Annotated in this window: 17 protein-coding genes and 1 pseudogene; 5 read left to right on the top strand and 13 right to left on the bottom strand. The window is 69.6% G+C overall.

All coding sequences use genetic code 11. The annotated features are described in order from the left end of the window. Window positions 1-88: 88 nt before the first annotated feature. On the bottom strand, window positions 89-874 hold the full coding sequence (locus CRP49_RS07245; protein WP_097257236.1) for a class I SAM-dependent methyltransferase: 786 nt from the start codon (window positions 872-874) through the stop codon (window positions 89-91). 52 nt (window positions 875-926) lie between these two features. Between CRP49_RS07245 and CRP49_RS07250 the strand changes: the two genes are divergently transcribed. After that, complete coding sequence (locus tag CRP49_RS07250; RefSeq protein WP_097252656.1) at window positions 927-1,448, top strand: DinB family protein; 522 nt, start codon at window positions 927-929, stop codon at window positions 1,446-1,448. A 43-nt stretch (window positions 1,449-1,491) separates the two neighbouring features. Here CRP49_RS07250 and CRP49_RS07255 read toward each other — a convergent pair whose 3' ends face one another. Then, window positions 1,492-1,959 (bottom strand): GNAT family N-acetyltransferase, encoded by a 468-nt coding sequence (locus CRP49_RS07255; RefSeq protein ID WP_097252657.1) that lies wholly within the window; start codon window positions 1,957-1,959, stop codon window positions 1,492-1,494. Window positions 1,960-2,004: 45 nt separating this feature from the next. Continuing rightward, window positions 2,005-2,877 (bottom strand): LLM class flavin-dependent oxidoreductase, encoded by an 873-nt coding sequence (locus CRP49_RS07260; protein ID WP_097252658.1) that lies wholly within the window; start codon window positions 2,875-2,877, stop codon window positions 2,005-2,007. Window positions 2,878-2,995: 118 nt separating this feature from the next. Here CRP49_RS07260 and CRP49_RS07265 point away from each other — a divergent pair, with 118 nt between their 5' ends. The 4 genes and pseudogenes from CRP49_RS07265 (at window position 2,996) to CRP49_RS07280 (ending at window position 5,466) form a co-directional block, all read left to right on the top strand. Then, entirely contained in the window at window positions 2,996-3,361 is a 366-nt protein-coding gene (locus CRP49_RS07265) for a DUF192 domain-containing protein (RefSeq protein WP_097252659.1), read from the top strand. Between the two features lie 208 nt (window positions 3,362-3,569). Continuing rightward, a pseudogene (locus CRP49_RS48815) lies at window positions 3,570-3,788 on the top strand (SDR family NAD(P)-dependent oxidoreductase); the annotation flags it as partial. A gap of 71 nt (window positions 3,789-3,859) precedes the next feature. After that, on the top strand, window positions 3,860-4,921 hold the full coding sequence (locus CRP49_RS07275; RefSeq protein WP_097252660.1) for a sugar ABC transporter substrate-binding protein: 1,062 nt from the start codon (window positions 3,860-3,862) through the stop codon (window positions 4,919-4,921). Between the two features lie 113 nt (window positions 4,922-5,034). After that, window positions 5,035-5,466: a DUF3224 domain-containing protein gene (locus tag CRP49_RS07280; RefSeq protein WP_097252661.1), complete on the top strand. Its 432-nt coding sequence runs from the start codon at window positions 5,035-5,037 to the stop codon at window positions 5,464-5,466. On the opposite strand, the gene CRP49_RS07285 is transcribed toward CRP49_RS07280, so the two are convergent. From CRP49_RS07285 to CRP49_RS07330, 10 genes are all read right to left on the bottom strand, one after another. Continuing rightward, window positions 5,447-5,839, bottom strand: a complete 393-nt coding sequence (locus tag CRP49_RS07285; protein WP_097252662.1) for a hypothetical protein — start codon at window positions 5,837-5,839, stop codon at window positions 5,447-5,449. The two genes, CRP49_RS07280 and CRP49_RS07285, sit on opposite strands and share 20 nt — an antisense overlap. After that, window positions 5,836-6,117: an Arc family DNA-binding protein gene (locus CRP49_RS07290; RefSeq protein ID WP_097252663.1), complete on the bottom strand. Its 282-nt coding sequence runs from the start codon at window positions 6,115-6,117 to the stop codon at window positions 5,836-5,838. Before CRP49_RS07290 ends, CRP49_RS07285 begins: the two co-directional genes overlap by 4 nt. 179 nt (window positions 6,118-6,296) lie before the next feature. Further along, the gene (locus CRP49_RS07295; RefSeq protein WP_097252664.1) at window positions 6,297-6,920 is read right to left on the bottom strand and encodes an OmpA family protein; all 624 of its coding nucleotides are present in this window, start codon (window positions 6,918-6,920) and stop codon (window positions 6,297-6,299) included. A 7-nt stretch (window positions 6,921-6,927) separates the two neighbouring features. Beyond that, a complete protein-coding gene (locus tag CRP49_RS07300; protein ID WP_097252665.1) occupies window positions 6,928-7,512 on the bottom strand; it encodes a hypothetical protein in 585 nt (194 codons plus the stop codon). Window positions 7,513-7,533: 21 nt separating this feature from the next. Further along, window positions 7,534-8,124, bottom strand: a complete 591-nt coding sequence (locus CRP49_RS07305; protein ID WP_097257237.1) for a pilus assembly protein TadG-related protein — start codon at window positions 8,122-8,124, stop codon at window positions 7,534-7,536. Next, window positions 8,124-8,321 (bottom strand): Flp family type IVb pilin, encoded by a 198-nt coding sequence (locus CRP49_RS07310; protein ID WP_097252666.1) that lies wholly within the window; start codon window positions 8,319-8,321, stop codon window positions 8,124-8,126. The genes CRP49_RS07305 and CRP49_RS07310 overlap by 1 nt, the downstream gene beginning before the upstream one ends. Window positions 8,322-8,419: 98 nt before the next feature. Continuing rightward, on the bottom strand, window positions 8,420-9,178 hold the full coding sequence (locus tag CRP49_RS07315; protein WP_097252667.1) for a response regulator transcription factor: 759 nt from the start codon (window positions 9,176-9,178) through the stop codon (window positions 8,420-8,422). Between the two features lie 13 nt (window positions 9,179-9,191). After that, on the bottom strand, window positions 9,192-10,457 hold the full coding sequence (locus tag CRP49_RS07320) for a sensor histidine kinase (RefSeq protein ID WP_257033323.1): 1,266 nt from the start codon (window positions 10,455-10,457) through the stop codon (window positions 9,192-9,194). Between the two features lie 132 nt (window positions 10,458-10,589). Then, the gene (locus CRP49_RS07325; protein ID WP_094215723.1) at window positions 10,590-11,477 is read right to left on the bottom strand and encodes a DUF5936 domain-containing protein; all 888 of its coding nucleotides are present in this window, start codon (window positions 11,475-11,477) and stop codon (window positions 10,590-10,592) included. A gap of 16 nt (window positions 11,478-11,493) precedes the next feature. After that, window positions 11,494-12,438 carry a type II secretion system F family protein gene (locus CRP49_RS07330; protein ID WP_097252669.1) on the bottom strand — a complete coding sequence of 315 codons (945 nt, stop codon included), beginning with the start codon at window positions 12,436-12,438 and terminating at the stop codon, window positions 11,494-11,496. Between the last annotated feature and the right edge of the window lies 1 nt (window position 12,439).

Below are 12,439 nucleotides of genomic sequence, written 5' to 3' on the forward strand. Positions count from 1 at the left end.
GGATGTGAACCGCGGGCGATAACGATGTGGAAACCGTGAGGAAACTCCGGATGAACCAGAGGGCGAAACACCCTCTTTGCCCGGTTCATCAGGGGGTCGACTTCCGGACGTCGAAGAGATGGCGTGAGCTGTGCGCCACGAAAGGCCCCTCCTTCTCGATCCGCTCGTGCAGGGAGCGCAGTTGGGGCTCGTACGCCTCGACGGTGAAGCCGGGGACCATCCAGACGACCTTGCGCAGGAAGTGCACGACGGCCGCGATGTCATGGAACTCCATCCGCAGCCGCTCCGCCCGCAGGTCCACCACCTCCAGGCCCGCCGCCTCCGCGTCCTTCCGCTCCCGCTCGGGATCACGGCCGCCGCGCACGGCGTCCGGCTGACGCCCGAGGAAGTACTCCACCAGCTCGAAGACGCTGCTGGGCCCCACATGCTGGGCGAAGTACGTACCGCCGGGCCGCAGCACCCGGGCGATCTCCGCCCAGTCCGGGCGCACCGGGTGACGGCTGAGCACCAGGTCGAAGGCCTCGTCGGCGAACGGCAGCGGCGCGTCGTCCGGTGCGGCGACGACCACCACACCGCGCGGCCGCAGCAGGGCGGTGGCCTTGGCGACGTTCGGCGGCCAGCCCTCCGTGGCCGCGACCAGCACCGGCCGGGCCGCCCCCGCCCGGCCCAGGGCGAAGTCGAGCACCTCCCCGCCCCCGGTCTGGATGTCGAGCGCGGCCTCGGCCCGGGCCAGCCGCTCCCCCGCCGACCGTGCGTACCCCCAGGACGGCCGCGCCTCGGTGGCCCGCCCCTCGAACCAGGAGAAGTCCCAGCCCTCGGTGGGCACGGCGGCGCCCTCGGCCACGAGCGCGTCGAAGGATCGATGCTCTGCCATGAACGCCATGGTCGCAGGGCGTTGTCGGTGGGGCCTGCTAATTTCCGCGCACATGACGACCTCTGCAGCCGGCTACACCGCCGGAGAGAAGGACATCCTGCACGCCAGCCTGGACCGGCACCGGGACGCCGTGCTCTGGAAGCTGGACGGGCTGGACGACGAGCAGCTGCGCCGGCCCATGACACCGACCGGGACGACGCTGCTCGGCCTGGTCAAGCATCTGGCCTCGGTCGAGTACGGCTGGTTCGTGGAGACGTTCGGGCGGGAGGGGGAACCTCTGTGGTTCGACCCGTACAAGAACGAGGACATGAGCGTGTCCCCCGACGAGACGACCGAACAGATCGTCGCCTTCTACGGCCGCGCCCGCGCCGCCGCCGACCGCACGATCGCCGAGCTGCCCGTGGACGCCCCGGGCCGCCCCCCTTGGCGCGACCACACCGTCTCCCTGCGCTGGACCCTCGTCCACATGATCGAGGAGACGGCCCGGCACGCCGGCCACATGGACATCCTGCGCGAGCTGATCGACGGGGCGACGGGCGACCACCGCCCGGTCACGGCCACCGCCGGGGACTGACCGGGCCGTACGGGGTCGTCACCGGCGTTCCCCGGAGGGACGGTCAGGGACGGTCGAGGACGAGCAGGATGTGTTCGTCCTCCCCGTGCAGGACCGTGCCGGCGCGCTCGAAGCCGTGTCTCTCCAGCAGGCGGACGGAGGCGGTGTTGCCGGAGAAGGGGTCGGCGTACAGGGGCCGTACCTGATCCAGCTCCAGGAAGAGGCCGAGGGCGCGGGTGCCGACACCGCGGGCCCAGTACGGCCGCCCGAGCCAGTAGCCGACGTACCGCTGCCCGTCCACCGTCCAGGAGACGACGCTCCCGGCCACCTCGCCGTCGACGGTGACCGTCCGCACGAGGCAGTCGGGATCGCCGAGCACACGCTCCCGCCAGTGCTTGAGGAAGCGGTCCCGCGGTCGGGGGGTGAACCTCGACCGCCGGACGGCTTCCGGGTCCTGTTCGTAGTCGTGGAAGACGTGGAGGTCGTCGTCCGTGACGTCCCGCAGACTCACATCGCTGTGTTCGTCGGTCATGCGTGGGAGTGTGGCAGCCGCCACTGACAACGCCCCTCCCCCGCTCTACGACACCAGGGGCCGGACCTCCTCCGCCACGAAGCGCACGAAGCCCTCCGGGTCGGGCTCGTCGCCCGTCGGCTGCAGGACGACGGTGTCGGCGCCGGCCTCGGCCAGCCGCTGCACCGCCTTGGCCACGGCACCCGCGTCCCCCGCGGCACCGAGGTCCGGGACCGACTCCAGCCCCTCGGCGGCGAGTTCGGCACGCAACCGGGCGGCGGCGTCGGCTCCGGTGGCGGCCAGCAGATAGACGACGACCTTGTGCGGCTCGGCACGCCCCGCCTCCCGCCGCCCCTCGTCGATGATCCGCCGGGCCTCCCGTACGCCGTCCGGCGAGGTGGCCGCGGTGAGCAGGGTGCCGTCGGCCTTGGCGCCGGCGAGGCGGAGCGTACGGGGTCCGGTGGCGCCGGCGAGCACGTCCACCGGCTGCTCCGGCGGCCAGTCGAGGCCGACGTCGTCCAGCCGGACGTACCGCCCGCTCACACTGAGCCGCTCCCCGCGCAACAGGGCGCGCAGGGCGTCGAGTTGCTCGCCGAGCAGGGTGAGCGGCGAGGCGGCCCGCGCGCCGACCTGGCCCATCCAGTCCTGCACCCCGTGCCCCAGGGTCAGGACGGCCCGGCCGGGGAACATGCGCTCCAGCGAGGCGGCCTCCATGGCGGTGATGGCGACGTTCCGCAGCGCCACGGGCAGCAGCCCGACACCGACCCGCACCCGCTCGGTCCAGGCGAGAGCGGCGGCGGCCGTGGAGATGCCGCCCTCCCGGAAACAGTCCTCCCACAGCCAGAGTTCTTCGAGCCCTGTGACGTCCGCGAGCCTGGCCACGGCGCGGAGTCGCTCGGGAGGAAGTTGGGGTCGGAACACGGCACCAAGTCCAGTCATGGGGCTTTCCTAGCCATCGACCGGGGTCGCGCAAACTCGATCACACGCGCGGTGGGTCGCCTGCGGGCGGTGATGGGTACGGTCGCCTCGACTGCGTGAGGGCGGAGGTGGGCCGGGCATGGGGCGGCGCTGGCGGGACGGACGAGGAAAGCTGGTCGTACAGCGGGCGGACGGGACGTCGGTCTCGCTCCCCCTGGAGATCGCGGCCTCGTATCGCGCCCGGACGAAGGGGCTGCTGGGGCGGGACTCGGTCGACGGGGTGATGCTGCTGTCCCCGGCGAGCGGTGTGCACACCTTCCGGATGCGGATGGCGATCGATGTCGCCTATCTCGATCGCCGGCTGCGGGTCATCGCCGTACACACCATGAAGCCGGGCCGGCTGGGCCTGCCCCGGCTCCGTTCCCGGCATGTGCTGGAGGCGGAGGCGGGGGCGATGGCGGGGTGGGGGCTGAAACCGGGTGCCCGGGCGGCCGTCGAGGTGTAGCAGCAGTCCAGGACGGCGACTGATTCTTGCCGGGTCACCCCGCGTGTTCTTCGAACACCACTCTGTTCCGACCCCCGGAAGCGACATGCACATCTCAGCCCAGACCGCCCCGGCATCAGCCCCGAACTCCACCCGGCATCGTTGACCGCTCAGCGCCGACCCGACGGCCCAGTCCCGACGGCCTAGTGTGGAAAACGGAGGCAACAGCATGGGCGCGTCGGAGTATGCCGGGCTGACGGCACTAGTGACGGGTGGCGCATCAGGTATCGGACTGGCCACGGCGCGGCCGATCGCCGCCCGCGGGGCCCGTGTCGTCGTTGCCGACGACGAATGCCGCCCGGTCTTCGCGGTCGACGTCTTCGGCATCGTGCGAGTGTCGCGGGCCGTCCTGCCGCATCTGCGTCACTCCCGGAACGCGGCGATCGTCACACGTGTGGACTACGGATCCAGCCCCGCGCCTGACCTCCCGCACGAAACCGTCCGCAAGGAGAACCAGCCGTGAAGACCCGATGCCTCCGATATCTCGGCCTCGGCGCCGTCACCGCCCTCGCCGTCACCGCGCTCAGCGCCTGCGGCGGCTCCGGTACCGGCGCGGACCGTGCCCCGGTGGTGGGCGTCGACTACCCCCGCTCCGACACGGACTTCTGGAACGCGTACAGGAAGTACACCCCGCAATTCGCCAAGCAGCTCGGCCTGGAGCTGAAGACTACTTACTCGCACAACGACGTCGCCAAACTCGGGGCCAACGCACAGACCTTCATCATCCAGGGGGTGAAGGGCGTAGCGATGGCCCCGCAGAACACCGCCGTGATCGCGCCCACCCTCCAGCAGCTGGCCGCGCGGAAGATCCCCGTGGTCACCCTGGACACCCGTCCCGACACCGGCGACGTCTACATGGTGGTGCGCGCCGACAACCTCGCGTACGGAGAGAAAGCCTGCCGGTTCCTCGGCACCAAGCTCGGCGGCGTGGGCAAGGTCGTCATGCTCCAGGGCGACCTTGTCTCGATCAATGGCCGGGACCGCACCGATGGGTTCAACGAGTGCATGAAGAAGAACTATCCCAAGATCAAGGTCTTCGGGGAGGCGACGAACTGGGACGCGGCGGTTGCGGCGCAGAAGCTGCAGACGGATCTCACCGCCCACCCTGATATCAAGGGCGTCTACATGCAGGCCAGCTCCGCGCTCTCCGGCACCCTGCATGTGCTCAAGCAGCAGGGTCTGCTGGTCGGCCCGAAGGACAGGAAGCATGTGTTCGTGGTCTCCAACGACGGCATCCCCAGGGAGCTCAAGGACATCGCCGAGGGCAAGATCGACGCCACGGTCTCCCAACCCGCTGACCTCTACGCCAAATACGCCCTCTACTACCTGAAGGCGGCGATCGACGGCAAGACGTTCAAGCCCGGCAAGACCGACCACGACAGCACGATCGTCCAAGTCCGCGACGGCGTGTTGGAGGACCAGCTGTCCGCACCGCTGGTGACCGCGGACGGCGGGACCTACGGCGGGGTTCCCAGCCTCAAGAGCGACGACACGTCCCTCTGGGGCAGCAACCTCGACTGACCTCGCACGGCGTGCGAACAGGATGCCCGATGACGGGAACCCCAAGCGACGGGCCAACCTTCCCCTCGGGGATGCCGAGCGGCGTTGTCAGTGGGGCGGCATAGCATCCGGGCATGCGAGCATCTGGGACGTTCACGGTTGCGGAGTTCACCCCGGCGGAGGTTGCGGGGGCAGTGGTCGAGACGGCGGTGCCGGTCGGGGTGGCCACGATGCGGAAGCAGTACGAGGGTGAGGTCGCGGGGTGGTCGGCGACCCTGTTCACCGCGGCCTATGACCAAGCCACGGCCACCGGTACCTACGTCGCCATGGAGTCCTTCGAGGGATCCCTCCACGGCTCGACCGGTTCCTTCAACTTCGCCCACTCGGCCACGACCCTGGGAGACGGCCGCGAGTCCGAGTTCTTCGTGATCGTGCCGGGCAGCGGGACGGGGGCGCTGGCCGGGATCCGAGGGGCCGGCGGCCTGGCGATCGACGCGGACGGCACCCATCGGATCTGGTTCGAGTACGAGGTGCGTGAGAGGAAGGTCAGCGATTCAAATCCATGACCCCGACTCCGAGCCCGTCATAGGCCTCCGGTGAGACAGTGGCCACCAGTGCCCCCTCAGGGAGCATCAGGTTCGGGCGCGCCACATGGACAGCTGCTGCGATACCGGGGACCACACCGTCGCGGAGCAACTCGGCGACGGTCACGGCCATCGCATAGTCGTCATCGAGGACGCGAAGTACGTCCAGCAGCACACCCGCGTGGGCGACGATCCCCGCGCGCTCGCGCTCGGCTTCCAAGAGGCTCAACAGGGGTGCCCACAGGCGCACGTCCTCACTGGACGCCGCGGCATGGATGAGGCCGGAGACCTGCTTGTTGCCGCCCGTCGCCAGCAGTGTGGGACTGTCGAGGACGTAGTGTTCGATCTGGATCAACGGGACGACTCCGCCTCTGCGAGCGCAGCCCGGTGAGCAGCGGTGGCTTCCCGCATTTTGCGTCGCATCTCGGCAGATTCCTCATCCGTCACGTAATGCCCGAACCGCTCGGCGAGCAGGGCACGAGTGCGATCGGCCCGTGCCTTGATCTGCTCGGGAGTCAGAGTCTGAGCAGCTATGTCCTGCATGAGGGCACGAAGACTGGTCCCTCGCGCTTCCGCTACGGCGGCGAGCTGGTCACGGACTTCGGCGGGCACGCGAATCATGACGTCGGACATGCCATGAGTATACGCTCCGTATACGTCGAGTGCTACTCGTCGGCCGGCGTCGGCAGTGCGCCGTTCAGGGCAGCGGACCTGCACCGCTTCCCGACCGTCGGCACGGGAAGGAGCGAGGCCCTTCCCCGGCATCGGTGGCAGGGAGGACGGGCCCCGCAATTGCTGGTAACCGAGTGTGGTCAGCTCTCCGTGCGCGGGAACGAGACCTCGACCCGTCGGTTCTTCTTCCGGCCCGCCTCCGTCGAGTTGTCGGCGATCGGGTACTGCTCGCCGTAGCCGCGTACCTCGAAGGTGATGTCCGGGCTGTTCAGGTCCTGGTCCAGCACCGCCTGTACGGCGTTGGCGCGCTGCCTGGACAGGATGTCGCCGTGCGCGGAGGAGCCGAGGTTGTCGGTGAAGCCGAAGACGCGGACCTGGGTCGCGTTCTGCTTCTTGATCTCCTCGGCGATCGTCGCGATCCGGGCCTTGGCCTCCCCGCCGAGCTTGGCGCTGTCCTTGCTGAAGAGGACTTCGGCCTGCAGAGCGAAGGTGACGTCGGCGTTCGTGTCCTCGCGGCGCTCGTCCCCGCTCTGGTCCTCCACGACCGACTTGATGTCCAGCACCTTGGGCTGAGCGAGGGTGGCGCCCTCGGGGAGCTTGAGGTCGGGGTCGGTGGGGTCGATCTTTACGGGGGCGGTGGCGGAGGGTGCGGTACCCGGGGGCTCGCTGGGGCCGGTGTCGTCGGCGTGGGCGAGGGTGAGGTTGGTGGCGGCGAGGAGGGCTGCGGTGGTGAGGGTGAGGGTGAGGCGGGGTGTGGTGGTCACTTTGGCCTCACCCTGAGATTTTGATGGTGGCGGCCGAGAAGGTCGGCAGTTGGAAATCCACCTCGGAGACGTTCGCCGGAGGTGCCGGGAACTGCATGAAGACCGCCAGGTTCTCACCGGCCTTGAGTGTCGAGAAACCAGTCGTGGTCAAGGGACGCCCCTCCGTGTCACGCAGGACGTAGTACCGCTTCTTTCCCTGGGGGTCGACCAGCGTGGCACCCCCAAGGGACCTGCCGTTCCTGATGATCTCTGTTTCGTTGCCGCTCAAGGCAGAGGGAATGACAGCGCTGTTGGCGCCGTCGTTCTTCAAATTAGCGTTCACGGTGACGAATCCACCGGAATCACGCTGCGCGGAGGTGATCTGAAGGAGCAGGCCGTCCGAGCCCTTCAGTTCGGCCAACGGAGTGTCCGACTGCCCCTCTTGGGTACTCGGGTTCGCTCCACCGGACGCGGAGTTGGACGCCGTACGGTCCGGCTTCTTGGCGTCATCGCCACCGCCACCACCGCAGCCGGCCACGCCGAGGGCCAGACCAGCCACAACAGTCAGCGCGACCATCCCCCTGGTGGCCTTCCCAGTGACCCGAATGCTCATGACTCTGCTTCCTTCTTTACGTCAGTCAGCCAGGTGGACGTCGAAAAGATCCTCGGGCCTCGGGAGGTCGGCGAGGTCGTCCGGGTTCAGGTCCCAGTCCCGGTCCTTGCAGGTGAGTCGCGGCAGCGCGTCGTTCCCCGCGCCTTCCCCAGGGAGTTCGAACGTGCAGAGGGGTTCGATCACGGCCCTGGCGGACGCCGTCGAGTGGACGTTCTCGGTTCCGGGAACGATGGACTTGCCGACGGACTTCTCAGTCCTGGCCGTGACCGTGAACGCGAGTGGCTCCGGCGAGTCACACTGTGCTTGGGCGTCGTTCTGTGCTGCGAGTTGATCTGCGCGCCAGCACGATGGCCCGAGCGGCACCTTGCCGTCGAAGTCGTCCTGCCACTTGGTCGGGTCGAGGACATCCTCCACCCATTTCGCCGCGAGTTGGTCGCGCCTGTTCTGTGCGGCGGCGAGCGCCGCAGCATCAGCCGCGGTCTGGGCACCGCCCCGATTGACCGCGGCCTGGCCGACGGCGAGGTAGGCCAACGCAAGAAAGAGCAGGCCTGCCACCACCGTGATGTAGATGGGGAAGGCCTGCCCTGCGTCGCGATATCGGCCGGGGCGGATCAGCCGCCGGTGACTTCGGCGATCTTCGTCGTGATCGCGTCGTAGATCGACTGGCCGATGCTCGTACCCGTGATCGCCAACACGATCGCCACCACCACCGCGATGATGCCGAGGTACTCCACCGCCGTCTGTCCCTTGTCGCTGCGAGCAACTCGGGCCTGCAGATACGCGACGGTGGTGTTGAACCAGTTGCTCATGGTGGTCCCCTCCGGGTTCGCCTCCGATCCGGAGAACGTACGTGGGGACAGAGCACCCACGAGAGGGCCCCCGGACCCAACCCCGGACCCAATCCACCTCACGCCACCCCCAACCACTTCGCGGCCGCCTGCGACCTGCTCGTGCTGTGGAGCTTGGCGAAGATGCGGTTGATGTGGTTCTTGACCGTCTTCTCGCTGATGAAGCAGGCCGCGGCGATCTGCTGGTTGGTCATGCCGGACGCGATGAGGTCCATGATCTCCGCCTCCCTGGCACTCAGTTGGAACCGCGACCGAAACGACTGTCCCACATCGGATTGCAGTTGCGAAAGGTTTTGCGGTGGAATTCCGCCGAGAAGACTTAATAGTTCAGGTTCCGCGTGTGCAGGTGCACTCGACTGAAGGTGAGCCAGTAACGCCTTCGCCGCCCCTGGAGTCACATGCGGCCGCCCCTCCCGCACATCCCGTACCGCCCTCACCAGTTGCTCCGCCGTGAACTCCCCGTGCACCAGATATCCCCCTGCTCCCAGCCGCAAGGCCTCCTGCACGGTCTCCGTCTCATGGCTGTAGGTGAGCATCATGACGGGGGCCAGCCGGACCAGGTGGGGCAACGCCGAGATTCCGTCGACTCCGGGCATGCGGACGTCGAGGAGGATGACGTCGGGCCGGTGCCGCAGCGCCGCCTCGTACGCCTCGCGGCCGTCCGCCGCCTCGCCGACCACCGTGGTGTCCTCGCGGTCGGAGAGGAGGGCGGTGAGGCCCGCACGGATCACGGGGTTGTCGTCGGCCACCACGAGGCGCAGGGGGGCCGTGACGGTGGGCGCCGGGAAGTCCTGGCCGGGTGGGTTCCGGTGCTGCATCGGGTGCCTCCTCTCAGGTTTCCTGGATGGGGAGATCGGACGTCAGGGCACGCAGCGGCAGGTCCACGACGACCTGAGTGCCCCGCTCGTGGTCCCCCCGCCCGATGCGGATCCGCGCCCCTGCCGAAGCCGCGCGCTCCACCATGCCGAGCAGGCCGAAATGGCCGGAGTGGCGGAGGTGTTCGAGGGTGGTGCCGGGGGGCAGGCCCCGGCCGTCGTCGTAGACCGTCAAGCGGAGCAGGTCACCCTCAACGCCCGCGGTCAGTTCCACCTGGGTCGCCGACGCGTGGCGGTGGGCGTTCTCCAGCGCCTCCGTGGCGATGGCGAGGAGGTCGCGGGCGACGGGTGGCGGGACGGATGGCACAGGGACCGAGCCCGTCTCACGCCACACCACCCTTAGTCCCGTGCGAGTAGTGAAGTCGACCGTGCGCGCGATCAGTTCGGTCCAGAGGTCCCTCGACCCGCCCGAGGCCTCCTCCTGGCGCAGGTCCGTCAGTAGTTCCCTCGACTCCGCCGCCGCCCTCCGCGCCGACCGGGACACCAGTTCCGCCTGCTGCCGGATGCGGGCCGGGTCGGGGGTCTCCGCCGATGCCGTCGTCGCCAGGCCGTCGGCTGCGAGGGCTACCCCGTACAGGGTCTTGGCCACCGAGTCGTGCATCTCTCGGGCCAGTCGGGCCCGTTCCGCGTGTACCGCCTCCGTCGCCGCCAGGCGGGCCTGGGCCGCCGTGAGGGCCTGGGTGGCCGCGCCGAAGCGGAGCATCAGGTTGCGCAGGGTCGAGCCCATCGCGCCGGCGATGACGCACAGGCCGGGCAGCAGGAGGGACTCCGCCACGCCCGCCTGGCCGCCGGGCTTCAGGGTGGCGTGGACCAGGAGCAGGATCAGCGACTGCAGGGACGCGAAGCAGGCCGCGCCCCGCCAGCTGTAGACCAGGCCCGCGAGCAGCGGGGTGCAGACGCTGACGTAGGCGAGGGTGGTGTCCGGGCCCGCCGAGACCAGGAGGAGGGAGCCGAAGAGGGTGTCGGCCGCGAGCAGGCTGGGGTGCCGCAGGAGGAGGGGGCCGAAGCGCTCCCAGTCGCGGAAGAGGACGTACGACACCATGAAGGTGACGACCACGGCCGCCCCGACCAGGCGGACGCCCAGGCCCGGGGCCGCGTTGAGGAGGGCCGCGGGGGCCGCCAGGACGATCATCGCCAGCCGGAAGCCGAAGACCTGGCGGCACATCGCCTGCAGGGCCCGTATCTGGATCTTCTCGGAGGGTTCGGGGGCCGGAGCCTCCATGCGAGACGTCCGGAACATCACCGACGGCCGTCTCGGCCGGAGGTGCCCCAGAAACGCGAGCCACCCCCTCCCCACCCCCCGAAGGGACAACCGCCTCCCCGGCCCCATCGCTCCCATCGTCGTCACCGCCGCTCACTTCCCCGTGAGCGAGCCGAAGTCCACGCCCGAGCCCAGCAGCAGGCCCGCGCCGAGCAGGAGCATCGTCGCCGGGACCATGAACGTGGTGATCATCAGCGTGGCCTTGGGTACCGCGCGCGCGGCCTTGCGGCGGGCGTTCTGGGCGTCGGTGCGGCGCATGTCCTTGGCCAGGGAGACGAGGGTGTCGACGATCGGGGCGCCCAGTTCCTCCCCCTGCTGCAGAGCCGTGACGAACATGGCCACCTGCTCGGAGTCGTTCCTGCGCCGAAGCTCCGCGAAGGCCTGGCGGCGGCTCATGCCGAGGTCCATCTGGCGGAGGGTGATGCGGAGTTCGTCCGCCCAGGGGCCCTCGTACCGTGAAGCCACCCGGTCCAGGGCCTGTCGGAAGCCCAGCCCGGCGCTCACCACCACCGCCAGCACGTCCAGGAAGTCCGGCAGCGTCCGCTCGATGACGTCCTTGCGGACCCGGATCGCCGACCAGATGCCGACCTCCGTCCAGAACGCCCCGAAGAGGAGAAGGAGCAGGGCCACGAACCACTGGCCGCGGAGCAGGAACACCAGGAAGCCGACGCCGCCGAGGGCGCCGTACACCGCGCGGCGGGCCGCGTAGCGGTCGATGGTCAGGCCGCCGGGGTTGCCCGCGAGGTCGATCCTGCGGCGGTACTTGGCGACCAGGCGGGGGCCCATCAGGCGCAGCACCGCGGGGGCGTAGCGCATGCCCATGCGGTCGATCACGGAGTCGACCGCGCCGGTGCGGGTGGCGCCGACCTCCAGGGCGAGCGCCAGGTCACCGGGGAGTTTGGCCTCCGCGCGGTACATCCGGATGCCGGCGAAGACGCCCCAGACACCGAGGCCCATCAGCAGTGCGAGCAGTATTCCCACCATCAGGCCAGCCCCCTCACACGTCAATCCGGCTCATGCGGCGGATGAGGACGAAGCCGACGGCGTACATCGCGAACGCGATGATCACGCAGGCCTGGCCGACCGGTGAGCCGGTCATCCGCTCCAGGGCGCCGTCCTTGACCCCGTTCATCAGGAACAGGGCGCCGATGCCGAGGACGGGGACGGCGTACGACGTCATGGTCACCTGGGAGAGCTGGGTGCGGATCTCGCGTCGGGTCTCCTTGCGTTCCTCCAGGGTCTCGGTGAGGTTCCGGAGTGCCGACACCACCTGGCCTCCCGCCCGGTTGGAGAGGACCAGCGTCGTGACGAGTACGACCAACTCGCGGGAGGGGAGGCGGTCGGCCAGTTCGCCGAGCGCGTCGTCCAGGGAGTGGCCGATCGCCAACTGGTCCGACACCTTGGCCAGTTCCTCCCCGGCCGGGGCCTCCAGTTCCTCGGCCGCCATGCCGATCGCGGTGCGCAGGGCCAGGCCCGCCTGGGTGGCGTTGGCCAGGATGCGGGCCAGTTCGGGGAGTTGGTTGATGAAGCGCTCGATGCGTTTCTGGCGCTGCCAGTTGAGGAACTGGAGCGCCGCCCAGATGCCCAGCAGTCCCGCGAGCGGGCCGAAGAAGGGGGCCAGGGTGGCCTGGCCGATCAGCCAGAGGGCGGCGACCGCGGCGAGCATGTAGGCGAAGAACTCGCCCGGGGTGACGTCCAGGCCGGTGGCCGCCAGCTTCAGCTCCAGTCTGCGGCCCAGTGCCGTACGGCGCAGGCGGCGGTCCAGGTTGCGGAAGCGGCGCCGGCGTCCGGTGGCCGGGGCCTGGCCCGTGTGGGACAACCGCTGGACCAGCTCGGCCCGTTGGGCCCGGCCGGCCGCGTAGGTGTGCACGCCGACGACGGCCAGGACGCAGGTCAGCAGGGCGACACCGGTGGTGAGCTGGACGAGGGTGGGGAGTTCCATG

Source organism: Streptomyces sp. Ag109_G2-15 (assembly GCF_900215565.1).
Lineage (GTDB): Bacteria > Actinomycetota > Actinomycetes > Streptomycetales > Streptomycetaceae > Streptomyces > Streptomyces diastatochromogenes.